Here is a 22,867-nt window from a genome sequence, read left to right on the forward strand (position 1 = left end):
TTTTGGAGGGGCAGCCAGAGAGGTTCACCGCGAGCTGATGACTTGTCCCGCCGGACGATATTGTGCATGCTGATGGCCCATTTTCCAGGCAGGACTCTTGCTGTATGAATCTTCGCGATCTCGAATATCTGGTGGCGCTGGATGAGGAAAAACATTTTCGCAAAGCCGCTGAACGCTGCTTTGTCAGTCAACCCACCCTGAGCGGCCAGCTGCGCAAGCTGGAGGATGAACTCGGGGTCATTCTGATCGAGCGTACCTCGCGCAAGGTGCTGTTTACTCCGGCTGGTGATGCCATGGCCCATCAGGCTCGTCGGGTGCTCAAGGAGGTGCGCGAGCTCAAGAGCATCGGTCAGCACTTCTCCGAGCCGATGTCAGGGGAGATCCATATCGGTTTTATTCCGACCGTAGGCCCCTACCTGTTGCCCCGCATTATCCAGACCCTGCGTGAGCGTTTTCCCCAGCTGGAGTTCTACCTCTATGAGGAGCAGACCCAAACCCTGCTCAAGCGGTTGGAAGAGGGGGAGCTGGATTGCGTCATTCTGGCCGAGATGCCGGGGATGGAGGGGTTTGGTTCAATCCAGCTCTATCATGAGCCGATGTGGTTGGCTGTGCCTTGCCATCACCCCGAAGCACAGGCAAGGCAGGTGCCCCTTGGCAATCTCAAGGGCAAGAAATTACTGATGTTGGCCGATGGCCACTGTTTGCGGGATCAGGCGATGGGATTCTGTTTCGCCGGCGGGATAGGTGAGGATCAACGCTTCAAGGGCACCAGTCTCGAGACCCTGCGCAACATGGTGGCCGCCGGTAGCGGCATGACTCTGGTGCCAAAGTTGGCCGTACCTGCCGATCATGATGAGGGAGGGGTGAGCTATCGACCTGTGGTTGACCCTGTGCCGGGGCGTACCATCTCGCTGCTCTATCGCCACTACTCGGTGCGTCGCCCCTGTTTCAACGAGCTGGCCGCCTCGATCGCCACGCTGATGACCAAGCAGTTGGCCTAATAAAAAAACCGGCAGCCAAGGCTGCCGGTTTTGCTTCTGCCGCGAGAGCAGCTTAGAAGATATCGTCGGTTGAGACAGGCCCTTCCACATCGGGGTTGTCACCACCGTAGACCTGATTGCCATCCGAGCTCGGTGCTGCATAGCGGGTCGGCTCGGTCCCTTCCTTGAAGTATTCGTCGATGCCGCCACTGGTTGCCAGCAGGCCGGTTTCGCTATCAATCTTCACTGTCATGATCCCTTCGGGAACCGGCATTTTGTGCTCCGGCAGCTTTTTGAGGGCGACTTTCATGAAGTCGATCCAGATAGGCTGCGCGGCGCCACCGCCAAACTCGGCACGGCCAAGGCCACGCTGGTGGTTGTCAAAACCGATCCAGGAAGTAGCAACGATGTCCGGGGTGTAGCCGGAGAACCAGGCATCCCGCGATTCGTTGGTGGTACCGGTTTTACCGGAGATGTCGTGACGTTTCAGGTCGCGGGCTGCACGCCAGCCGGTACCACGCCAGCCGTTGCCACCCCAGATGGCTGTGCTCAGGGTGTCGGTGATCAGGAATGCGCTCTGGGCACTGATGGTATGAGGTGCGATGGTTGGCGCGAGAGGGGTCTGTGTGCCATCTTGTGAGGCTCCATCAACAGTTGTCTGCGGCAGTGTGCTCTGCTCGGGTGCGGCCTGCTGTTCGCAGGTGGTGCAAGCAATAGCAGGGTTGGCCTGATAGAGGGTGTTCTCCAGACTGTCGGTCACTTTGTCGATGAAGTATGGGGTCACCAGGAAGCCACCGTTGGCCAGAACCGAGTAACCACGCACTACCTCGAGGGGGGTGAATTCGGCAGCGCCCAGCGCCAGCGACTCATGGGGAGAGATGAAGTCGCGGGGGAAGCCAAAGCGGGTCAGACCGTCGATATAGGTATCCAGACCGATGGCGCGCATCAGTCGAACCGACATCACGTTCTTGGACTTGGCCAGACCCAGACGCAGCGGGGTGGGGCCATCATAAACGGCCGGGGAGTTCTTGGGCTGCCACATGGGCCCTTTTGACGGATCCCACTGGTTGATCGGCGCATCGTTGATGAGCGACGCCAGGGTATAGCCATGCTCCAGCGCGGTCGCATAGAGGAAAGGCTTGATATTGGAACCGATCTGGCGACGCGCCTGATCGACCCGGTTGAATTTGGATAGTTCGAAGCTGAAACCACCGACCAGCGCTTCCAGCGCGCCATTTTTCGGGTTCATGGCAACCAGCGCGGCGTTGACGTCCGGGATTTGGGCCAGCAGCAACTCTTCGCCTTCTTCCCGCACCCAGATCTGGGCGCCGACTTTCAGCACATCGCGCGCCGATTTAGGGGCATAGCTCTGACGGTCGTCGGTAATAAAGGAGCGAGCCCATTTGATGCCATTCCAGCCGAGCTCTGCTTCCTTGCCATTCTTCAGTACCAGCGTGGCGCTGCGATCACCGAGCTTGGTCACGACCGCCGCCATCAGCGGATCATAAGTGGGCTGCTTGCCAAGGTGAGCGACGATCTGCTCGTAATCCCAGGCTGTCTCGCCTGCCTTCCACAACTGAGTCGTCGGGCCACGATAGCCATGGCGCATGTCATAGGCAAAAACGCCATCCAGCAGTGCCTGTCTTGCTGCCCGCTGACGTTCGGCAGAGACGGTAGTGTAGACGTGCAGGCCCATGGTGTAGGCATCTTCACCGAACTGCTCGACCATCTTCTGGCGCACCATTTCACCGAGATAGGGGGCGTGCAGGGTCACTTCGGCGCCGTGAAAACGGGCCTTGATCGGCATTTTGGACGCTTCGTCAAACTGGGCCTGGGTGATCTTGCCAGTTTCCAGCATCCGGCCCAGCACCACGTTGCGGCGCGCAAAGGCCCGCTCGGGGGAGCGGATGGGGTTGAGCATGGAGGGGGCTTTCGGCAGACCGGCAATGATGGCGATCTCATCAAGTCCCAGATCCTTGACCTCTTTACCAAAGTAAACCTGTGCCGCAGCACCGATCCCGAAGGAGCGATAACCGAGGGGGATCTTGTTGAGGTAGAGTTCGAGGATCTCGTCTTTTGAGAGATTCTGTTCGATCCGCCAGGCCAGGAAGACCTCCTTGATCTTGCGGATGATGGTCTTCTCATTGCTCAGGAAAAAGTTGCGAGCAACCTGCTGGGTGATGGTACTGGCCCCCTGACGGGCATGGCCGGAAACAGCCCAGACGGATGCAGCTCGAATGATACCAATCGGGTCAATGCCCGGGTGCTCATAGAAACGTGCATCTTCGGTCGCCAGTACGGCATCGATCATGGGTTGCGGAATTTCGTCCAGACGCAGCGGAATGCGACGAATTTCGCCATATTGGGCGATCAATTCTCCATCCCGGCTGTAAACCCGCATCGGGGTTGCCAGCTTGACGTCACGTAGTGCGGTGACATCGGGCAGTTGGGGTTTGATATAGAAGTAGATACCGATGAGGCTGGCGACACCCAGCACTGCACCCAGCATCATGACAATAAACAGGCGAACGAGCCATTTCAGCATGGAAGAACTACCAATCGTCTTAAAATTAGCCAACGGGCGCAGAGTATAGCCCTTTTGCCATCGGGAATTCGAGGTTTTCCTGTGGCGAGCCACCCACCTCAAAAGGATGCGAGAGGTTAGCACTACGGGGAGCAATAACCAAGGAGGGCCACTTGCCATGAAGAAAGCGAGATGGGTCACTTTTCGACATAAACTTTATGACATTGATAGTTAGAGCATTTAGGATGAGTGAAGCACTCCTCTGATCGGGTGTCCTACACTCTGTTCAGGAATAAAACCAAATAACGCATGGATGTGTATATGTTTGGGCTTTTTAACAAGGGATCCCTCCTCCCTCTGGTGGGCATTGATTTCGGCAGCCAGACCATCAAGGCCGTTACCCTCAGTGGCCGACCCGGCAAGCTTCATCTCGAATCGGTCGCCGATATTGCCACCCCGAAAGGGACGCTGGTTGACTATCAATTGCAGGATATCGAGCGCGTCAGCCAATCTCTCAAGACTCTCAAGCGCCTGATCCCAACTCACAGCGACTATGCCGCCACTGCGGTGACCGGCTCCAACGTGATAACCAAGGTGATCCAGATTGATGCCCGCCTCAGCGACAAGGAGCTGGAGAATCAGGTGCAACTGGAGGCCGAGCAGATCATTCCCTTCCCCCTCGATGAAGTGAGTCTCGATTTTGAGGTACTGAGCACCAACAATAGCGAAGATCGTCAAGATGTGCTGCTGAGCGCAGCCCGCACCGAGAGTGTCAACGGCCGGGTCAGCGCCCTTGCCGAAGCTGGTATTGCTGTCAAGGTGGTGGATGTGGGCGCCCATGCGCTGGGCCGTGCCGTGGTGGCCTGTCTGCCCGAATTGCAGGAGAGTGAACGGCCGATCGGGGTGATAGATATCGGTGCCAGTGCCATGACCTTTGCGGCGCTGGTCAAGGGAGAGGTGATCTACTCCCGCTTGCAAAACTTCGGCGGCGATCAGTACAGCCAGGCGCTCTCCTCCTTTTATGGCATGACGCTGGATGAGGCTGAGCAGGCTAAAACCAAAGGTACCTTGCCTGTTGACCATGAGCTGGATGTGCTGATGCCCCACATCAACTCGCTGTTGCAGCAAGTGCGGCGCAATATCCAGCTGTTTTGCAGTTCATCCGGTTATCGCGACATCGCAAAACTGGTGCTGACGGGGGGAGGCAGTCTGCTACCCGGTTTGTTGGTACAGGTAAAAGAAGAGGTCAATTGCGAGGTGTTGCACCCGGATCTGTTCGCCCTGTTTGGCAAGCCGAAAGGGGAGGCCGAGCTGGTACATGGTGCTAAATATATGACGGCATTCGGGTTGGCTCTGAGGAGTTTCACACCATGTCAAATATAAACCTTCTGCCCTGGCGTGAAGCCCGTGCCCAGCGCCAAAAGAAACAGTTTGGGGCTTTGCTTGGGATTTTTGTGCTGGCCACGGTCGCGCTGGGATTTTTTGCCAACTGGCTGGTTGATCGCCAGATCGTCGCCCAGCAGCAGCGCAACCAGAGGCTGGTTCAGGAGATGACTATTCTGGATGCCCAACTGGGGGAGATCCGTCTGCTCAAAGAGCGTCGCAAGGAACTGATCGATCGGATGCAGCTCATCGAGCAGTTGCAGATGCGACGCAATGTGCCCGTCCGCCTCTTCAATCAGCTGCCTTCATTGGTACCCAACGGGGTTTACCTGAACACCCTCTCGATGCAGAACAATATTATTGATGTAAATGGCAAGACCGAAGCCTATGGTCGAGTGGCCAGCATGATGCGGCGGATTGATGGTTCCGGTTGGTTGGGTCAGGCAAAGATAAGCACTATTTTTGCGGCTGATGTTGCGCCAGTGTCATTGAGCCAGTTTTCCATGATGTTCCTGATCGCCAACAATGCTGCGGCTGCAGGGAATGTGGCCAAGGAGCAACAATGAATCTTCAGCAACTCAACGAGCTGGATATCAATGACATAGCAAGCTGGCCAAAATGGGCAAAAGGGGTCTTCATCTTTTTCTGCTGCGTGTTGACCGGTGGCGCCATCTACTACTACGTGATTGCCAACTCACTGACCAGTTTGACTCAGGAAGCGGGGAAGGAGACCGAACTGAAAGCCCAGTTTGAAAGCAAGGCGATGCTGGCTGCCAACCTGGGGGCATACAAGGCGCAAATGGTTCAGCTTGAGCAACTGGTCGATACCCAGCTCAAGCAGTTGCCCAATACCCATGAGGTCGCCGGGCTGCTGGACGATATCAGCTTTATTGCTACCGACAACGGCTTGAAATTGAACCGGATCAACTGGGAACCTGAGGTCAAGCACGAGTTTTCGACAGAGCTACCGATGCGTATCGAAGTCGTGGGCACTTACCATCAAATTGGCAAGTTCACCGCTGACATGGCCGCTTTGCCCCGTATCGTCATTCTTGACTCCTTCACTCTGGGTCAGAGCAAGGATGAAGGGGAGCTGATTTCGATGTCGATGTTGGCCAAGACCTACAAGTACAACGGTAAAACAGTGGAGCCGAAACAATGAGACGCATCTGCTGGTTGTTGCCTGCTCTCTTGCTGGCGGCCTGTGGTGGCCAGGAGGACATGGATAGCTATGTCGCCCAGACCAAAGCAAGGCCACCCATACCTATCGAGCCCTTGCCCGAACTGAAGCCTTTTGCCCCTATGCACTACCAGCAACGCGAGTTGCGCAGCCCCTTCATGGTTCCCCAACCTGAGGCGACGGTCGGAAGTACAAGCACTGCCAAGGCCCAGCCGGATTGTGCTCAGACCCTGATGGATCGTGAGAAAGAGGTGCTGGAAAATTATTCGCTGGCCAGTCTGTCGATGCATGGTTCTTTGGGTAAGGCGGGTCAGTTGTGGGCCTTGATCAGCACCCCGGATGGCAAATCGATGCGGGTCGGGCTCAACCAGTATATGGGGCTTGATCAGGGCCGGGTCATCAAGATCACTGACACTGCCGTGGATTTGCTGGAAACCATTCCGGACGGGAAGGGGTGCTGGGTAACAAGAGAAACCCAGTTGGCAATGGCCAATATGCAAGAAAAACAATAATCAGGGACGAACAGCAATGAGAACAACAATAGAGAGTGTATCCAAAGTAGCTTTGCTGTTTTGCGCCAGCGCCCTCAGTCAGGCGTGGGCAGTGGCAACCCTGCAGGAGATCAAGGTCAATCCGCTGCTTGCTGATCAATTGCTGGTGGAGCTCAGTTTCAGTGAGCCGGTCACTGGCTTTACCGATCGTCTCTCTTATCAGCCCAATCAGCTGTTGTTGCACGTTCCCGGTGCGGTAGGGGCACTTAAAGTGAACCCGCTGCCGATCCAGCGCCTGGGGGTAGATAATATCAAGGTTGAGGGTAAGGGCGCAGGTCTGGATATCAAGATCGCACTCGATCAGCTTGCTCCCTATCAGGTGCAGCAACAGGGGAACAAATTACTGGTGTCATTGGGCGAGGGGGCCTCTTCCGGGCTCATCAATGGTGAGAGCGCCCTGATTGCGCCCGCACCCTCGGCTACTCCTGTGCCAGCGCCCTCTGCGATGGTGGCCACACCCTCTCCTTCGGCGCTGCTCAATCCTCAGGTCGTTGCCCGGTCTATGCCTGTTGCGCCCGTGACAACGCCGGTAGCCACACATCCTGCCAGCAAGCCGGTGCTCAACAACTATCAGAGCAGTGGGGGCGGCGCCTATTTCAACTCAGTTACCGGTGTGGATTTTCGTCGTGGCAAAGATGGCCAGGGAGAGTTTCTGGTCACGCTGGATAACAGCTCGGCCGCTGTTGATGTGAGCAGCCGCGGCCAGACCGTACTGGCCAAGTTTCATGGCACTCGTGTACCAGATGGCTTGCTTAATCTGATCAACGTGCAGGATTTTGCAACGCCGGTCTCTCAGGTTGAAGTATCCCGGCAGGGCAGCGATACCCTGTTTGAATTGTCGATCAATGGTCAGTTTGATTACCGTTACGATCAGGCAGACAAGCTCTTCATTATCGAGGTGAAAAAGCGGACGACGGCCACCGCATCCAAGCAGTATCAGGGAAAGCCCATCTCATTGAACTTTCAGGATATTCCAGTCCGTACCGTATTGCAGCTTATTGCCGATTTCAACAACCTTAACTTGGTAACCACAGATTCGGTATCAGGCAATATTACCCTGCGTCTGGATGGGGTGCCGTGGGAGCAGGCGCTCGACATTATTTTGAAGGTGCGGGGTCTGGATAAGCGGTTGGATAACAACATCTTGCTGGTAGCGCCTGCAGAAGAGATCGCAACACGCGAGAAGCAACAGCTGGAGAGCCGAAATCAGGTTGCCGATTTGGCTCCGCTCTATACCGAATATCTGCAGATAAACTATGCCAAGGCCTCGGAAGTGGCTGCCCTGCTCTCTTCCGAAAGTACCAAGTTGCTGTCACCCCGTGGTGCGGTGAGTGTGGATGAACGGACCAACGTGCTGGTGGTCAAGGATACCGCCGATGTCATCAGCAGCATCAAACGGATGCTCGATATTCTCGATATTCCGGTCAAGCAGGTGGTTATCGAGGCGCGGATGGTGACCATTGATGACGGCTTTGATGAAGCGCTCGGGGTGCGTTGGGGGGTGACCAAAAACGATGGTCATGGCAACAGTACGTCCGGCTCCATCGAGGGGAATGATGGCTCTGGTAACAACAATGGTGGCTCGACAATTACCAGACCGACAGCAGACGATCGGTTGAACGTCAATCTGCCGGTGACCAATGCGGCCGGTACTTTGGCCTTCCAGGTTGCCCGTTTGGCTGATGGCACCTTGCTGGATCTCGAGTTGTCGGCGCTGGAAAAAGAGAGCAAGGCCGAGATTATCGCCAGTCCGCGGGTGACCACGGCGAACCAGAAACCGGCATTGATCGAGCAGGGTACCGAGATCCCCTATGTGGAGTCCTCTTCCAGTGGCGCTACCTCGGTTACCTTCAAGAAGGCGGTATTGAGCCTGAAGGTTACCCCGCAGATCACCCCTGACAATCGGGTGATTCTCGACCTGACCGTGACCCAGGATACCAAGGGTGAAACGGTACCGACCGGTACCGGTGATGCGGTTTCCATCAACGCCCAGTCCATCACCACTCAGGTGCTGGTGAACAATGGCGAGACCCTGGTGTTGGGCGGCATTTATCAGCAGACCATCAAGAGCGATGTGACCAAGGTGCCGCTGCTGGGTGATATTCCCGGGTTGGGGGCCTTGTTCCGCAAGACCACCAGCGAGAACAAAAAGCGGGAGTTGCTGATTTTCGTGACGCCCAAGATAGTCACCGACGCCTTCTGAATGCTTTACATGTGAGGGTAAAACACATATAACCTTACGCCCCAATGAGGCTGGGGCGTAAGGGCTGCGGTTGCCAGTCCCGATATCTATTGAGATAATCCCCCTCCTGATCCATCGCAAGATAAGGTTCATAGGTACCCCGATCCAGTATTCATCGGGGTCGTACAGTTTGTAATTACTAACGAAAAGACATGGCTGAGAAACGCAATATTTTCCTGATAGGTCCCATGGGTGCGGGCAAGAGCACCATAGGTAGACATCTGGCAGAACAACTGCATATGGAGTTTTTCGACTCAGATCATGAGATTGAGCGCCGCAGTGGTGCTGATATCGGCTGGGTGTTCGATGTTGAAGGCGAAGAAGGTTTCCGGATTCGCGAAGAGAAGGTGATCGGCGAATTGTCAGAGCAGCAGGGTATCGTGCTGGCGACGGGTGGCGGTGCCATCAAGAGTCGCGAAACCCGCAACAAGTTGTCTGCTCGCGGCATCGTGGTCTACCTCGAAACCACTATCGAAAAGCAGCTGGCGCGCACACAGCGAGACAAACGCCGCCCTCTGCTACAGACCGAAGAACCAGCACGCGAAGTGCTGGAACGTCTGGCACAAGAGCGCAATGCCCTGTATGAAGAGGTTGCCGACTTTGTTGTGCACACCGATGACCAGAGCGCAAAAATCGTTGCCAATCAAATTGTAAAGCTGATCGGTATGTAATCTAGAGGACGTCCATGGAACGGTTGAAGGTCGAACTGGGTGAACGCAGCTATCCCATCGAGATAGCTGCCGGGTTGTTGCAGCGCCCCGAGGCGCTGGTATCGACCATCAAGGGCAAGCGGGTGATGATAGTGACCAACACGGTTGTTGCTCCGCTTTATCTTGAACGGGTAACCGCTCTGCTGTCGGGTTTTCAGGTTGAACACCTGATCCTGCCTGACGGCGAGGCGTACAAGAACCTGGCGACCTTTGAGCAGATCATGTCTGCTCTGCTTGAAACCAACCATGGGCGCGATACGACACTGATCGCTCTGGGGGGCGGCGTGATCGGGGATGTGGTGGGCTTTGCGGCAGCAAGCTATCAACGTGGCATTCCTTTTATCCAGATCCCGACCACTCTGCTCTCCCAGGTTGACTCCTCTGTCGGCGGTAAAACCGCTGTCAACCACCCCCTCGGCAAGAACATGATTGGGGCTTTTTATCAGCCCAAACAAGTTGTTATCGATACCGAATGTCTGAGTACCTTGCCAGCCCGCGAATTTGCCGCAGGGATGGCCGAGGTGATCAAGTACGGCATCATTTGGGATGCTGATTTCTTCAGCTGGCTGGAGCAGAACATGGTGCGTCTGCAACAGCTGGAATCTGCCGCGCTGGCCTACGCCATCAAACGCTGCTGCGAGATCAAAGCCGATGTGGTCGGTCAGGATGAGACCGAGCACGGCGTCCGTGCGTTGCTCAATCTGGGTCACACCTTTGGTCATGCTATCGAGGCCGAGCAGGGTTATGGCAACTGGCTGCATGGTGAAGCAGTGTCCGCTGGCACCATGCTGGCTGCCTGGACTGCGCAGGCCCGTGGCGATATGAGCGAAGCGGACGTTGCGCGAGTGCGCGCCCTGCTGCTGGCCGCCAATCTGCCCATTCATGCGCCTGCCGAGATGGATTTCGCCGCCTTTATTCGCCATATGCGCCGTGACAAGAAGGTGCTGGAAGGCAAGCTGCGTCTGGTGTTGCCGGTTGGTATCGGCCATGCGCAGGTGGTGGGGGATGTGTCCGATGCCGAGTTGCTGGCGGTGATCGAGTCTGGTCGTGACGAATAAACTGCTAAAACTTCCTTCCCAGCGGCAGCTGGTTGACCGGCTGCTGCATCTGATTGAATTCAATCACCCTTTCATTTTTCTCTCCGGTAAACCCGGTTGTGGTCGCGGTACGCTGTGCGAATCCCTGCTCGGCGTGTTGCCGGAAAAAGTGCGGGTGGTGAGCCTGATCGGCACGCCTGCCATGAAGATGGTGGATGTGCGTCAGCTGTTATTGCCACAGGTAGTGGCGCGCCCGCTGTTCAATCCACAGGATGCGCTGGCGGAGAGCTTCTTTCGCATGCTGGAGGGGAGCAAGCCTGCCACCCTGCTGCTGTTGATAGAGCGGGCCGACCAGTTGCCAGCCGAACTGCTGGGAGAGTTGTGGGCGATCATCCGTCATAACGATACCCTGGCGACGCCCCATCAGCTGGCCATTATTGTCTCGGGCAGTGACGTCTGGTGTCGTACGCAACGACCGCAGCTCAAAGGGCGTGCCATGCCAGCCCTTGAGCTGGAAGTGCCGCCACTGAGCCCGCCCGAGCAGCGCATCTTCTTGTATGAGAAAGCCAAAGAGCTCAAGATCCCGGCGACCCTCTTGCCCAAGCCGCAAGTGGAGGAGATCCTGAAAACGGCGAACGGACATCCGTCCACCATCATGCAGTTACTGGAGGATATCATGACCGACAGAAGGCCCAAGAAGCGTCAGGCGGAGTTGCCTGTCAAGAAGATTGCCACCGCTATCGCGCTGGTCGCTGGCGGCCTGCTGGCGCTGAGCTACCTGCTGCCTGCGCTGTTTGACAATGAAAGCAAACCGGCACTGCAGGATCCGGCGCAAAATACGGCATTGCCGATCCCGGTAGCGGGAGGCGATCCCCTCACCGCTGGCGGTTCGAATACCGATTCCGCTGCACAAGGCGCGCAAAACAGCGCTGCAGCCAGTAATCCCAACGGGGTGGTGAAAGATTGGCAGCCGGAGGCGAAAGTGCTGCCCAAATCGGTGGAGAGCGAAACTGTGACCACCGAATCAACCAATTACGAAGGGCGTCGGGTGGTGATCTCTGACGAGGTCGTGCAAAAGCTGATGACCGAACCCAAGGTGAGCGGCGCACTGCCTACTGACGTGGTGGACGAGCTGACCGGCAAGAACCCGAGTGGCACAGCCCCCAGTGGTGCAATCGCAACCACGGCGCCAGCCAGTACCTCCAAAGCACTGAATCCGGCGACAACCGCAACGCCTGCTGCTACCACCAAAACCGCCAGCAACGAGCCGGTTGCCGCGCCAGCACCCAAAGTGGCCCTGACACCGGTCGCCACCTTGAACAAGAAGCCGCGCAACCACTACAGCGTTCAGTTGATGGGGGCGAGCAACACCAAGGCGGTGGATCAATTTGTCGCCGAGCATGGTCTGGCGGGCAAGGTCTGGGTCTATCAGACCAAATTCCGTGGCAGCCCTTGGTACGTTGTGCTGCAAGGGGATTATGCCGGTCTGACCCAGGCCAAGAGTGCCATTCGCAAGCTTCCGCCAGCCTTGCTGAAAGGACAGCCCTGGCCCAAGTCGTTTGCACAGGTACAAAAAGAGCTGAAGCAATAGCCTTGATACCGGATAAGGGGGTAGAATCGTCCCCCTTTTTGGGTCTTGCCTTCTTACACACCGGATTTCCATGAAAAAAACACGCGCTTTTTTAAAATGGGCCGGGGGAAAATACTCCCTGGTTGAAGAGATTGCCGAGCGCCTGCCGGCCGGGCGTGTGTTGCTGGAGCCCTTCGTCGGGGCCGGGTCAGTGTTTCTCAACACCGACTACGACGCGTATGTGCTCAACGACATCAATCCGGATCTGATCTGCCTGTACAACCACCTCAAGCTGACGCCGGACAGTTTCATTGCCGAGGCGCGCAAGCTGTTTGTGGCAGAGCACAACCACAAGGCGGCCTATTACCGGCTGCGTACCCAGTTCAATCAGACCGAGACCACCTTCGAGCGGGCACTCTTGTTCCTGTTTCTCAACCGTCACGGTTTCAATGGATTGTGCCGCTACAACAAGAAGGGCGGCTTCAACGTGCCGTTCGGTTCCTACAAGAAACCCTATTTCCCGGAAAAAGAGCTGTGGGCCTTTGCCGAAAAGGCGCAGAAGGCGACCTTTATCTGCGAGAGCTACGCCGATGCCATCAAGCGAGCCGAAGAGGATTGGGTTATCTATTGTGATCCACCCTATGCGCCGCTCTCCACTACGGCGAGCTTCACCACCTATGCCTCCGGCGGGTTTACCCTGGATGATCAGGCGATCCTGGCGCGACTGGCCCGCCACACAGCCGCTCACAAAGGGGTGCCGGTGCTGATCAGCAACCACGATATCGAGCTGACTCGTGAGCTTTATCGCGGTGCCCGCCTCGACGAAATCCTGGTCAAGCGCACCATCAGTCGCAACGGCGGCACCCGCAACAAGGTGGCCGAATTGTTGGCGCTCTATCCGCCCGGAATCGAACCGGAGCAGGGCTACTATCCCAGCGACAGTGAACTGCTGCCACTGACGTAACAGACCATGCGGCGCCCCAGGGGCGCCGTTTTTTATGGGCGAGTCCGCGCCCGTGCCGATGTCCTATAACCCGGGTTGCTGGGGGAGGGTAGGTGATTGCCCCATTTACCCCGCATTCGAGTCGTTTTCGCCCGCCTTTTACGTTAAAATTGCGCCGCTTTTTCTCCCTGGCTGCCAATGGATGATGCTGATGAAAGACTTTCTGATTGCCCCCTCGATCCTCTCTGCCGATTTTGCCCGTCTGGGTGACGATGTAGCCAAGGTACTGGCTGCCGGTGCCGACGTGGTTCACTTCGACGTGATGGACAACCACTATGTCCCCAACCTGACCATTGGCCCCATGGTCTGTCAGGCGCTGCGTGACTACGGTATCGAGGCCCCCATCGACGTGCACCTGATGGTCAAGCCGGTGGATCGCATCATTCCTGATTTTGCCAAGGCCGGTGCTTCCCTCATTACCTTCCATCCGGAAGCGTCCGATCACGTTGATCGCTCTTTGGGCCTCATCAAGGAGATGGGCTGCCAGGCGGGTCTGGTGCTCAATCCTGCTACCTCGCTCTCCTGCCTCGAGTATGTGATGGACAAGCTGGACGTGATCCTGCTGATGTCGGTCAACCCGGGCTTCGGTGGCCAGAGCTTCATCCCCGGCACCCTCGACAAGCTGCGTCAGGTGCGTCGTCTGATCGACGAGAGCGGCCGCGATATCCGTCTCGAGATCGATGGCGGGGTGAAGGTCGACAACATTCGCGAGATCGCCGAAGCGGGCGCCGACATGTTTGTCGCCGGCTCGGCCATTTTCAGCCAGCCTGACTACAAGGCGGTGATCGACAAGATGCGTGCGGAGCTGGCTCATGTCACACGCTGAGCGCGCATTTGATTTGGTGCTGTTCGATCTGGACGGCACCCTGATCGACAGCGCCGCCCAGTTGGCGCTGGCGGTCAATCTGACTCTGGCTGATCTGGGTTTGGAACAAGCTGATGAAGCGGTGATCCGTACCTGGGTTGGCAACGGCGCCGACAAGCTGATCCAGCGGGCGATCGCCTATCGCGAGGCCGACCCCGAGCTGTTTGCCAAGGCCCGTCCGATCTTTTTCCAGCACTACAACGCCTGTTTGCTGCAGGGGCTGGCTATGTATGATGGGGTTGCCCGGAGTTTGCGCCGTTTGCAAACCCTGGGTTATAAGCAGGCGATCGTCACCAACAAGCCGAGCGATTTCGTGGCCCCTATCCTCGATGCCCTTGGCATCAGCGATTGTTTCGAACTCTGGCTTGGCGGCAACTGTGTGCCGGTCAAGAAGCCGAGCCCGGAGCCCTTGCTGCACGCTTGCCAGGAGTTGGGGGTGAGCCCGGCTCGCACTCTGATGGTGGGCGACTCCGAAAATGATGTGCTGGCGGCCAAGGCGGCTGGCATGAAGGTGGTGGGTCTTACATACGGCTACAACTATGGCCGTCCCATCGCCGACTCCCATCCAGACTGGGTATTCGAGCAGTTTGCCCAGCTCGATGCACTTTTGGTCTAATAACGCAGCTGGGCTGGCTGAATAACAAGGATTAACACTCTCATGACTAAACCAATCGTATTGAGCGGAGCGCAACCCTCCGGTCAACTGACCATCGGCAACTACATGGGGGCCCTGCGTCAGTGGGTCAACATGCAGGATGAGTTCGACTGCCTCTACTGCATCGTCGACCTGCACGCCATCACCACTCGTCAGGACCCGGCTGCCCTGCGCAAGGCTTGTCTGGATGCGGCCGCCCTCTATCTGGCGGTCGGTATCGATCCCAAGAAGAGCACCGTCTTCATCCAGTCTCACGTGCCGCAGCACGCCGAGCTGGGCTGGATCCTCAACTGCTACACCCAGATGGGTGAGCTGTCGCGCATGACCCAGTTCAAGGACAAGTCCGCCCGTTTCGAGAACAACGTCAACGTCGGCCTGTTCGGTTATCCGGTGCTGATGGCCGCAGATATTCTGCTCTATCAGGCCAATCAGGTACCAGTCGGCAACGACCAGAAGCAGCATCTTGAGCTGACCCGCGACATCTGCACCCGTTTCAACAACCTCTATGGTGACGTGTTCACCATGCCGGAGCCCTTCATTCCGACCGAAGGGGCGCGGGTGATGAGCTTGCAGGATCCGACCAAGAAGATGTCCAAGTCGGATGACAACGAGGCCAACTTCATCGGCCTGCTGGAAGATCCCAAGCAGATCGTCAAGAAGATCAAGCGTGCGGTGACCGACTCCGACGAGCCGGCGGTGGTGCGTTTCGACCCGGAAAACAAACCGGGTGTCTCCAACCTGCTGACCCTGATGTCCGGGGTGACGGGTCGGTCCATCCCCGAGCTGGAGCAGCACTTCGAAGGCAAGATGTACGGCCACCTCAAGACCGAAACCGCCGAAGCCGTGGTGGCGCTGCTGGAACCGATCCAGGCCCGTTTCCACGAGTTGCGTCAGGATGAGGCCCATCTGATCGCGATTCTGGCAGAAGGAGCACAAAAGGCGCGCGAAAGAGCTGAAAAAACCCTGACCAGCGTATATGATGTAGTCGGCTTCGTTCCTCGAGCCTGACATACTGGGAAGGTGTAGTAGAAGAGAGCTGGGTATTTGCCTGGCTTTCTTTATTTTCTGCCCGGCTATTTTGTTTAATTTCTTTATTTCAACCTGGGTAATATCCCCAAGAGAAAGCATGCCTGTTCAACCAACTATTTCTGCTGAAGAGCTGAGTGACAAAGGTCACTGGCTACGTAAATTTCGCAAGGCGAAAAACCTCAATACCCTGCAGTTGATGGTCTCCAATGCCATCGACAAGCACCATAAAACCCCTGCCGTTGCTGCCGCCATCTATCTGGCCGAGTGTCAGCGTGAACGGGAAATGGAACAGGGTCGTTATCTCGATCGTTAATTCTCCGCTGTTGGTTATCTCATGCTGTTGTTGATCGATAACTACGACTCTTTTACCTGGAACCTGGTGCAATATTTCGGCGCCCTGGGGCAAGAGGTTGTGGTCAAGCGCAATGATGAACTGACGCTTGATGCCATAGCGCAGCTCTCCCCCCGTTTTCTGGTGATCTCTCCCGGTCCCTGTACGCCCAATGAGGCGGGGATCTCTCTCGATGCCATCAGTCACTTTGCTGGCAAGCTGCCCATTCTCGGCGTCTGTCTCGGTCATCAGTCGCTGGCGCAGGCCTTCGGCGCCCGCGTAATACGTGCCCGTCAGGTAATGCACGGCAAAACCTCGCTCATCCGCCATCGCAATGAGGGGGTGTTCAAGGGGCTCAACAACCCGCTGCGGGTGACCCGTTACCACTCGCTGGTGGTGGAGCGCGACACGCTGCCCGACTGCTTCGACATCACCGCTTGGAGCGAGCATGCCGATGGCTCGTTTGACGAGATCATGGGGCTGCGCCACAAGACGCTCCCTGTCGAGGGTGTTCAGTTCCATCCGGAGAGTATTTTGAGCGAGCAGGGCCATCAGTTGCTGGCCAACTTTCTGGCGCGTTCATAAAAAAGTTGTGATCGCCTTCTCAAGTTCGAGAGAAGGCAAAAAAAATTTTCCTGACACTTTATTCACCCCCTCTCCTGCCCAAATTATCTCTTGCCAAGCCCCCCTGAGTCGTTATGCAATGCGGTTGCCTAAAATCTCAAGAGCAATCGAACATTGTTCCTTATAGGCCGTCTTGTTACAGACTTTTTACTTTATTTCTGTGATAATCCCGTCACGTTTACACGGATTTAACTTTTGGGCGGTGGATTATTCTGTCGCCGAATCGAAGGAGAGCTATATGTCAGAGTTGTTGGCAGTGACACGTGAAGTGTTTGATGAAGTGATGGTTCCCAACTATGCGCCCGCCAAGATCATCCCGGTGCGTGGTGAAGGGTCACGTGTCTGGGATCAGGAAGGGCGCGAGTATGTCGACTTCGCCGGTGGCATCGCCGTCAACGGTCTGGGTCACTGTCATCCCAAGCTGGTCGAGGCCCTGAAAACCCAGGGCGAGAAGCTGTGGCACCTCTCCAACGTTATGACCAACGAGCCAGCCCTGCGTCTGGCCAAGAAGCTGGTCGCCGCCACCTTTGCCGACAAGGTCTACTTCTGCAACTCCGGCGCCGAAGCGAACGAGGCGGCTCTCAAGCTGGCTCGCCGCTATGCCATCGAGAAGTTTGGCGAGCAGAAGACCCAGATCATCGCCTTCAATCAGGGCTTCCACGGTCGTACCTTCTTTACCGTCAGCGTCGGTGGCCAGGCAGCCTACTCCGATGGCTTCGGTCCCAAGCCCGGTGACATTACCCATGTTCCCTACAACGATCTGGCGGCGCTGGCCGAAGTGATCTCCGACAACACCTGCGCCGTGGTGATGGAGCCGCTGCAAGGGGAGGGGGGCATCATTCGTCCTACCGACGAGTTTGCCAAAGGGGTGCGCGAGCTGTGCGACAAACACAATGCCCTGCTGGTGTATGACGAAGTGCAGTCCGGCGTCGGCCGGACCGGTGATCTCTATGCCTATATGGGTCTGGGCGTCACGCCGGACATCCTCACCAGCGCCAAGGCTCTAGGGGGCGGTTTCCCCATCGGCGCCATGCTGACCACCAACGAAATCGCTTCTTACCTGAAAGTGGGCACTCACGGCTCTACCTACGGCGGCAACCCGCTGGCCTGTGCGGTGGCCGAGGCGGTGATCGACGTGATCAATACTCCGGAGGTGCTGGCTGGCATCAAGCAACGCGAACAGCTGTTCCGCGAGGGGCTCGAGGCAATCAACGCCAAATACCACTGCTTTAGCGAGATCCGCGGCAAGGGTCTGCTGCTGGGCGCGGCCCTGAGCGATGCCTACAAGGGGCGTTCCCGCGACTTCCTGCTGGCCTCCATCGATCAGGGGCTGATGGCACTGGTGGCTGGTACCAACGTGGTTCGTTTTGCCCCTTCACTGGTGATCCCGGAAGCGGACATCAAGGAAGGGTTGGCCCGCTTCGAGAAGGCGGTTGCCCAGGTGGTTAACGCCTGATTCCAAATTGAGGTGGGGAGTTCTCCCGGCAGGAGCCGGGACCCCACCTGTCGTCAATGAAAGGGAGTTGTCATTTATGTTGGTTATCCGTCCCATCGAGCAAAAAGATTTTGCCGGGCTCAAGACCTGCGCCATCGAGTCCGGCACCGGCATGACCTCGTTGCCCGTCAACGATGAGCTGCTGCAGCGCAAGATTGACGCCTCTACCCAGACTTTTTCCGACAAGCCCGCCGGCAAGGGGGACTGCCTCTACTTCTTCGTGGCCGAGGATCTGGAGACCGGCGAGATGGTGGGCACCTGTGCCATTGATGCCGCGGTTGGCCTCTCCCAGCCGTTTTACAACTACCACATCGGCAAGGTGGTGCACTCTTCTCCCAAGCTCGGCATCTACAACGTCGTTGAAACCCTGACCCTCTCCAACGACTACACCGGCAACTCCGAGCTCTGCACCCTGTTCTTGCGCGAATGTGCCCGCGAGGGGCTCAACGGCCGCCTGCTCTCCAAGCACCGCTTTCTGTTTATGGCCGAGCACCCCGAGCTGTTTGACGAGACTGTCTTCGCCGAGATGCGCGGCGTCTCCGATGCCAACGGTCACAGCCCCTTCTACGAGTGGCTGCAAACCCACTTCTTCTCGATGGATTTTCCCACCGTCGACTATCTGACCGGCATCGGCAAGAAGCGCTTTATCGCCGAGTTGATGCCAAAGTATCCCATCTACGTCAATTTGCTGAGCAAAGAGGCGCGGGCCGTTATCGGCCAGACCCACGAGAAGACCCGTCCCGCCATCAAGATGCTGCAGGACGAAGGCTTTGTGAACCGTGGCTACGTCGATATTTTCGATGCGGGCCCCACCGTCGAGTGCGACGTGAAGAATATCCGCAGCGTGCGCCGCAGCAAGAAGCTGCGGGTGCTGGTGGGCGAGCCCATCGGTGGCAAGACCCACCTTATCTGCAACAGCCGTTTCGAGCATTACCGCGCCTGCTACGGCAATATCCGGGTCGATCTCGACAAGCACGAAGCAATCATTCCGCCCAAGATGGCGGCGGCACTCAAGGTGCAGGATGGCGACATGGTGCGGGTGGTTGACCTCGACTGAGGCAAACAGGACAAGCAAACCGATTATCAGACAGGCAGCCGAGGCTGCCTGCCAGCGACAGGGAGTGAATGGATGAGCCAGTTAGTGCAATTTATCGACGGTCAGTGGCTTGCCGGTGAAGGCAAGCCGTTCGAGTCAACCGATCCGGCCAAAAACGAGGTGATCTGGCAGGGGGCTGCCGCCAGCGCGGCGCAAGTGGATGCTGCCGTCAAGGCCGCCCGCGCCGCTTTCTACCACTGGGCGGACATGAGCCTTGAGGATCGTCTGACCATAGTGCGCCGTTATGCTGACCTGCTCGGCGAGCAGAAAGAGGCGCTGGCCCTGACCATCGCCCGCGAAACAGGCAAACCGCTGTGGGAGACCCGCACCGAAGTGGCGGCCATGCAGGGCAAGATTGCCATCTCCATCCGTGCCCACGACGAGCGTACCGGCACCGTTGAAAATGCCATGCCGGGCGCCAAGGCGTTTGTCCGTCACAAGCCTCACGGTGTGGTGGCTGTGTTCGGCCCTTACAACTTCCCGGGTCATCTGCCCAACGGCCATATAGTCCCGGCGCTGATTGCGGGTAACACCGTGGTGTTCAAACCCTCCGAGCTGACCCCCATGGTGGCCGAAGCCATGGTCAAGGTGTGGCAGGAGGCGGGGCTGCCCAAGGGCGTGCTCAATCTGGTGCAAGGGGAGGTCGAGACCGGCAAGGCGCTGGCGGGTAACCCCGACATCGACGGCCTCTTCTTTACTGGTTCTTCCCGCACCGGTCATTTCCTCCATCAGCAGTTTGCCGGTCAGCCGGGCAAAATTCTGGCCCTCGAGATGGGCGGCAACAACCCGCTGATCGTGAAAGATGTGAGCGACATCGACGGCGCTGTGCATGCCATCGTCCAGTCGGCGTTTATTACCTCTGGTCAGCGCTGCACCTGTTCCCGCCGTCTGTTTGTCGAGCGGGGTGAGCGGGGCGATGCCCTGGTCAATCGACTGGTCGAGGTGGTCAGCCAGATCAAGGTTGGCCTCTACGACGCCGCCGAGCAGCCGTTCATGGGCTCGATGATAAGCGAGAAGGCAGCCCTCGGCATGGTCGAGGCGCAAGCCAACCTGCAGCGCCTCGGTGGCGAGAGCCTGCTTACCCTCAAGCACCTGGAAGAGGGCACCGGCTTTGTCTCCCCGGGCATTATCGACGTGACCTCAGTGAGCGCGCAGCCTGACGAAGAGTACTTCGGCCCGCTGCTGCAACTCATTCGTTACGATGATTTCGATGCTGCCATCGATCAGGGCAATGCTACCCGTTATGGTCTCTCGGCCGGTCTGCTGGGGGACAAGGAGGCGGACTGGCACCACTTTTTCAAGCGAATCCGCGCCGGTATCGTCAACTGGAACAAGCCCATCACCGGTGCCTCCAGTGCCGCGCCGTTTGGCGGTATCGGTGCTTCTGGCAACCACAGGGCGAGCGCCTACTACGCCGCTGACTATTGTGCGTATCCGGTTGCCTCCGTTGAAGACAGCAAGGCCGCCATGCCGGATCAACTGTCGCCCGGCCTGCGCTTCTAATAACGACACGGGGCATCCAGCGGTGCCCCCATCTGTACCCGCAATCAAAGGAAAGAGAGATGCAAAAGGATATCGACGCCCTGTTCAGCCATCTGTGGGACAACTACATCAAGGTGACCCCGAGCGCCCCCAAGGTGCACACCCTGCTGGGTGGCGGCGAGCCCATCGTCAACGATCACGTGGCGTTTCGTACCTACAACCTGCCCAAACTGGGGCTGGAGAAGCTGGCCGCCCACTTTCTGGCGCTCGGTTACGAGCAGAAGGGCGAGTACGTCTTCAAGGCCAAGAAGCTCTACGCCAAGCACTTCGAGCATCAGGATCCGGACGCTCCCAAGGTGTTTATCAGCGAGCTGAAGGTGGAAGAACTCTCCCCAGCGGCGCAGGCCATCATCCACAAGCTGGCGGATCAGGTGCCCGATCATCTGACCGATACCCCGGCATTTCTCTACACCGGCGCCCCCTGGCAGGTCTCCTATGCCGATTATCAGACTCTGCTGGCGGAGAGCGAGTATGCGGCTTGGATGGCAGCCTGGGGTTATCGTGCCAACCACTTCACGGTCAATATCAACAAGTTGAAGGATTTCGACACCATCCATCAGGTCAATGCGGCGCTCAAGGCGGCGGGTTTTGTCCTCAACAGCGTGGGTGGCGAGGTGAAGGGGGACCCGCAGGTGATGCTGGAGCAATCCTCCACCATGGCAGACAAAGCCGAGGTGCCGTTCAGCGATGGGGTGCGTACCATCCCGAGCTGCTTCTACGAGTTTGCCCTGCGCTATCCGCAGGCCGACGGTGTGCTCTATCCGGGCTTTGTCGAGGCCTCGGCGGACAAGATCTTCGAATCGACGAATGCCATGTAACGGGAACCACCCTGTTTCAGTCGCAACGCCTCCTTTGTGGAGGCGTTTTGTTTGGCGCAGAGTGACGGTATCGGGTGTTGTCTGACGCCGCGTTAAGGTGGGATTTGGATGGCGCCTAACAGGTGAAGGTTTGTTGATAAAAATGTGAACCAGATCACTTGATACGACACGGATTGACGCTGGTGGCGGAGCAAAAAGGAGTAGAATGGCGCTTTATTTTTGCGGGGCCAATCGATGCCTAACTATCACTTTTTCAAGCAGGGTCAGGCGCTTACCTATCTAGATGCCAATGCACCCAGCTATAGCGATGAGCGTCGTCAACTGGTCGAACAGGGATTTGCTGCCATCGCCGCCCCCACCTTTGCAGATACCCCTGCCGAAGCCCTTGAGCTGCTTCGCACTCATCAGGCACTACAGGATGAGGCGCAGGCCAACGCCCTTTGTCTGACGGTTGCCACTATTCCTGCGGTGATCGCAACTCTGTCCGGGCACTGACGCTGCCGCCATGCTCACGTGAATAAAAAATGGTGCCACTGTGATGGCACCATCCTATCGGTTTGCCTGCTTGCCCTGAGTCGCTTACCGCTGGTGCAGGTCACCTTCGATAACCAGCACGGTATCCATCCCTGCCGCCTTGCCTGCCTCAAGCCCGATACGGGTATCTTCAAACACCAGACAATTTGCCGGATTAGCGCCGAGCAGTTCGGCCACCTGCAAGAAGGTGTCGGGATGCGGCTTGTGGTTGGTGACATCATCGGCGCTCACCACCACCGAGATATAGGCGTCGAGTCCGGTGCTTTTGAGGATGGAGTCCGCCTGATTGCGCGGTGAGCCGGTGCCAATCCCCATCTTGACCTTGCCGTGATAGTGCCTGACCAGCTCCCACATCTTGGGAAAGACGCTGACCTTGTCGATATGTTCCATATAGAGGGCAATCTTGCGACGGGTAAAAGCCTCGACATCCACCGTCAGCCCCTGCTGCTCGGCCAGCATGGCGATGATCTTGCGGGTGGGAATGCCGCCGTACTGATAGAGCTGTTCCCGCTCGAAGGGGATGCCGAATTCGGCGCAGGTGAGCTCCCAAGCATCCAGATGAAGGGGCATGGAATCTACCAAAGTGCCATCCATATCGAAAATCAGGGCATCGTAGTGATCAAACCCGTACTGCTCACGCTTGCTCATGGGGGCTCCTCGAATCAAATAGAGCAGGCTAGCAGAAACGGTCGGCATTT

General features: G+C 57.3%; 22 protein-coding genes. 20 read left to right on the plus strand and 2 right to left on the minus strand.

Translation table 11 applies throughout. The features are described 5' to 3' along the window. Positions 1-104: 104 nt before the first annotated feature. Entirely contained in the window at positions 105-1,001 is an 897-nt protein-coding gene (gene oxyR, locus ACB042_RS10105) for a DNA-binding transcriptional regulator OxyR (RefSeq protein ID WP_371178340.1), read from the plus strand. A 52-nt stretch (positions 1,002-1,053) separates the two neighbouring features. Here the strand turns inward: oxyR and ACB042_RS10110 are convergent, their stop codons facing one another. Continuing rightward, positions 1,054-3,525: a penicillin-binding protein 1A gene (locus ACB042_RS10110; protein WP_371178341.1), complete on the minus strand. Its 2,472-nt coding sequence runs from the start codon at positions 3,523-3,525 to the stop codon at positions 1,054-1,056. A gap of 300 nt (positions 3,526-3,825) precedes the next feature. Here ACB042_RS10110 and tapM point away from each other — a divergent pair, with 300 nt between their 5' ends. From tapM to ACB042_RS10205, 19 genes are all read left to right on the plus strand, one after another. After that, positions 3,826-4,887 (plus strand): PilM family type IVa pilus assembly protein TapM, encoded by a 1,062-nt coding sequence (tapM, locus tag ACB042_RS10115; protein ID WP_005335023.1) that lies wholly within the window; start codon positions 3,826-3,828, stop codon positions 4,885-4,887. Further along, positions 4,875-5,453 (plus strand): PilN family type IV pilus biogenesis protein TapN, encoded by a 579-nt coding sequence (gene tapN, locus ACB042_RS10120; RefSeq protein WP_005353997.1) that lies wholly within the window; start codon positions 4,875-4,877, stop codon positions 5,451-5,453. Before tapM ends, tapN begins: the two co-directional genes overlap by 13 nt. Then, a complete protein-coding gene (gene tapO, locus ACB042_RS10125) occupies positions 5,450-6,049 on the plus strand; it encodes a PilO family type IV pilus biogenesis protein TapO (protein ID WP_005353996.1) in 600 nt (199 codons plus the stop codon). Before tapN ends, tapO begins: the two co-directional genes overlap by 4 nt. Continuing rightward, positions 6,046-6,579, plus strand: coding sequence for a pilus assembly protein PilP (locus ACB042_RS10130; RefSeq protein WP_158112940.1), 534 nt, complete (start codon positions 6,046-6,048; stop codon positions 6,577-6,579). The genes tapO and ACB042_RS10130 overlap by 4 nt, the downstream gene beginning before the upstream one ends. 16 nt (positions 6,580-6,595) lie before the next feature. After that, positions 6,596-8,821: a type IV pilus secretin PilQ gene (gene pilQ, locus ACB042_RS10135; protein ID WP_371178342.1), complete on the plus strand. Its 2,226-nt coding sequence runs from the start codon at positions 6,596-6,598 to the stop codon at positions 8,819-8,821. Between the two features lie 191 nt (positions 8,822-9,012). After that, positions 9,013-9,531 carry a shikimate kinase AroK gene (gene aroK / locus ACB042_RS10140; RefSeq protein WP_005335014.1) on the plus strand — a complete coding sequence of 173 codons (519 nt, stop codon included), beginning with the start codon at positions 9,013-9,015 and terminating at the stop codon, positions 9,529-9,531. Positions 9,532-9,545: 14 nt separating this feature from the next. Beyond that, on the plus strand, positions 9,546-10,628 hold the full coding sequence (gene aroB / locus ACB042_RS10145) for a 3-dehydroquinate synthase (protein WP_371178343.1): 1,083 nt from the start codon (positions 9,546-9,548) through the stop codon (positions 10,626-10,628). Next, positions 10,618-12,198, plus strand: coding sequence for an SPOR domain-containing protein (locus ACB042_RS10150; RefSeq protein WP_371178344.1), 1,581 nt, complete (start codon positions 10,618-10,620; stop codon positions 12,196-12,198). Before aroB ends, ACB042_RS10150 begins: the two co-directional genes overlap by 11 nt. Before the next feature lie 70 nt (positions 12,199-12,268). Then, on the plus strand, positions 12,269-13,141 hold the full coding sequence (locus ACB042_RS10155) for a Dam family site-specific DNA-(adenine-N6)-methyltransferase (protein WP_005335008.1): 873 nt from the start codon (positions 12,269-12,271) through the stop codon (positions 13,139-13,141). 190 nt (positions 13,142-13,331) lie between these two features. Continuing rightward, on the plus strand, positions 13,332-14,006 hold the full coding sequence (rpe, locus tag ACB042_RS10160) for a ribulose-phosphate 3-epimerase (RefSeq protein ID WP_005335006.1): 675 nt from the start codon (positions 13,332-13,334) through the stop codon (positions 14,004-14,006). Continuing rightward, the gene (locus ACB042_RS10165) at positions 13,993-14,661 is read left to right on the plus strand and encodes a phosphoglycolate phosphatase (RefSeq protein ID WP_371178345.1); all 669 of its coding nucleotides are present in this window, start codon (positions 13,993-13,995) and stop codon (positions 14,659-14,661) included. Before rpe ends, ACB042_RS10165 begins: the two co-directional genes overlap by 14 nt. A 42-nt stretch (positions 14,662-14,703) precedes the next feature. Next, positions 14,704-15,708, plus strand: a complete 1,005-nt coding sequence (gene trpS, locus ACB042_RS10170) for a tryptophan--tRNA ligase (protein WP_005334999.1) — start codon at positions 14,704-14,706, stop codon at positions 15,706-15,708. A gap of 118 nt (positions 15,709-15,826) precedes the next feature. Then, positions 15,827-16,042 (plus strand): hypothetical protein, encoded by a 216-nt coding sequence (locus tag ACB042_RS10175; protein WP_005334997.1) that lies wholly within the window; start codon positions 15,827-15,829, stop codon positions 16,040-16,042. 21 nt (positions 16,043-16,063) lie between these two features. Next, complete coding sequence (locus ACB042_RS10180) at positions 16,064-16,645, plus strand: aminodeoxychorismate synthase component II (protein ID WP_204482778.1); 582 nt, start codon at positions 16,064-16,066, stop codon at positions 16,643-16,645. A 277-nt stretch (positions 16,646-16,922) separates the two neighbouring features. Continuing rightward, positions 16,923-18,140, plus strand: a complete 1,218-nt coding sequence (locus ACB042_RS10185) for an aspartate aminotransferase family protein (RefSeq protein WP_005334995.1) — start codon at positions 16,923-16,925, stop codon at positions 18,138-18,140. A gap of 76 nt (positions 18,141-18,216) precedes the next feature. Further along, entirely contained in the window at positions 18,217-19,236 is a 1,020-nt protein-coding gene (gene astA, locus ACB042_RS10190; protein WP_005334994.1) for an arginine N-succinyltransferase, read from the plus strand. Between the two features lie 72 nt (positions 19,237-19,308). Further along, complete coding sequence (gene astD / locus ACB042_RS10195; RefSeq protein WP_371178346.1) at positions 19,309-20,778, plus strand: succinylglutamate-semialdehyde dehydrogenase; 1,470 nt, start codon at positions 19,309-19,311, stop codon at positions 20,776-20,778. A 59-nt stretch (positions 20,779-20,837) separates the two neighbouring features. Then, entirely contained in the window at positions 20,838-21,635 is a 798-nt protein-coding gene (locus tag ACB042_RS10200; RefSeq protein WP_371178347.1) for a DUF1338 domain-containing protein, read from the plus strand. Positions 21,636-21,869: 234 nt separating this feature from the next. Continuing rightward, on the plus strand, positions 21,870-22,130 hold the full coding sequence (locus tag ACB042_RS10205; protein WP_139410741.1) for a hypothetical protein: 261 nt from the start codon (positions 21,870-21,872) through the stop codon (positions 22,128-22,130). Positions 22,131-22,214: 84 nt separating this feature from the next. Here the strand turns inward: ACB042_RS10205 and ACB042_RS10210 are convergent, their stop codons facing one another. After that, a complete protein-coding gene (locus tag ACB042_RS10210; protein WP_371178348.1) occupies positions 22,215-22,817 on the minus strand; it encodes an HAD family hydrolase in 603 nt (200 codons plus the stop codon). Positions 22,818-22,867: the final 50 nt, after the last annotated feature.

Origin of the sequence: Aeromonas sp. S13(2024) (genome assembly GCF_041402405.1) — a bacterium.
GTDB classification, from domain to species: Bacteria; Pseudomonadota; Gammaproteobacteria; order Enterobacterales; family Aeromonadaceae; genus Aeromonas; species Aeromonas veronii.

What these genes read in the sequence shown, in the direction of transcription:
- aroB (WP_371178343.1), top strand. Translation starts at nt 9,546, where the DNA reads ATGGAACGGTTGAAGGTCGAACTGGGTGAACGCAGCTATCCCATCGAG.
- rpe (WP_005335006.1), top strand. Translation starts at nt 13,332, where the DNA reads ATGAAAGACTTTCTGATTGCCCCCTCGATCCTCTCTGCCGATTTTGCC.
- tapM (WP_005335023.1), top strand. Translation starts at nt 3,826, where the DNA reads ATGTTTGGGCTTTTTAACAAGGGATCCCTCCTCCCTCTGGTGGGCATT.
- tapO (WP_005353996.1), top strand. Translation starts at nt 5,450, where the DNA reads ATGAATCTTCAGCAACTCAACGAGCTGGATATCAATGACATAGCAAGC.
- oxyR (WP_371178340.1), top strand. Translation starts at nt 105, where the DNA reads ATGAATCTTCGCGATCTCGAATATCTGGTGGCGCTGGATGAGGAAAAA.
- ACB042_RS10110 (WP_371178341.1), bottom strand. Translation starts at nt 3,525, where the DNA reads ATGCTGAAATGGCTCGTTCGCCTGTTTATTGTCATGATGCTGGGTGCA.
- ACB042_RS10185 (WP_005334995.1), top strand. Translation starts at nt 16,923, where the DNA reads ATGTCAGAGTTGTTGGCAGTGACACGTGAAGTGTTTGATGAAGTGATG.
- ACB042_RS10205 (WP_139410741.1), top strand. Translation starts at nt 21,870, where the DNA reads ATGCCTAACTATCACTTTTTCAAGCAGGGTCAGGCGCTTACCTATCTA.
- tapN (WP_005353997.1), top strand. Translation starts at nt 4,875, where the DNA reads ATGTCAAATATAAACCTTCTGCCCTGGCGTGAAGCCCGTGCCCAGCGC.
- ACB042_RS10175 (WP_005334997.1), top strand. Translation starts at nt 15,827, where the DNA reads ATGCCTGTTCAACCAACTATTTCTGCTGAAGAGCTGAGTGACAAAGGT.
- ACB042_RS10165 (WP_371178345.1), top strand. Translation starts at nt 13,993, where the DNA reads ATGTCACACGCTGAGCGCGCATTTGATTTGGTGCTGTTCGATCTGGAC.
- pilQ (WP_371178342.1), top strand. Translation starts at nt 6,596, where the DNA reads ATGAGAACAACAATAGAGAGTGTATCCAAAGTAGCTTTGCTGTTTTGC.
- aroK (WP_005335014.1), top strand. Translation starts at nt 9,013, where the DNA reads ATGGCTGAGAAACGCAATATTTTCCTGATAGGTCCCATGGGTGCGGGC.
- ACB042_RS10200 (WP_371178347.1), top strand. Translation starts at nt 20,838, where the DNA reads ATGCAAAAGGATATCGACGCCCTGTTCAGCCATCTGTGGGACAACTAC.
- ACB042_RS10180 (WP_204482778.1), top strand. Translation starts at nt 16,064, where the DNA reads ATGCTGTTGTTGATCGATAACTACGACTCTTTTACCTGGAACCTGGTG.
- ACB042_RS10155 (WP_005335008.1), top strand. Translation starts at nt 12,269, where the DNA reads ATGAAAAAAACACGCGCTTTTTTAAAATGGGCCGGGGGAAAATACTCC.
- ACB042_RS10210 (WP_371178348.1), bottom strand. Translation starts at nt 22,817, where the DNA reads ATGAGCAAGCGTGAGCAGTACGGGTTTGATCACTACGATGCCCTGATT.
- trpS (WP_005334999.1), top strand. Translation starts at nt 14,704, where the DNA reads ATGACTAAACCAATCGTATTGAGCGGAGCGCAACCCTCCGGTCAACTG.
- astA (WP_005334994.1), top strand. Translation starts at nt 18,217, where the DNA reads ATGTTGGTTATCCGTCCCATCGAGCAAAAAGATTTTGCCGGGCTCAAG.
- ACB042_RS10130 (WP_158112940.1), top strand. Translation starts at nt 6,046, where the DNA reads ATGAGACGCATCTGCTGGTTGTTGCCTGCTCTCTTGCTGGCGGCCTGT.
- astD (WP_371178346.1), top strand. Translation starts at nt 19,309, where the DNA reads ATGAGCCAGTTAGTGCAATTTATCGACGGTCAGTGGCTTGCCGGTGAA.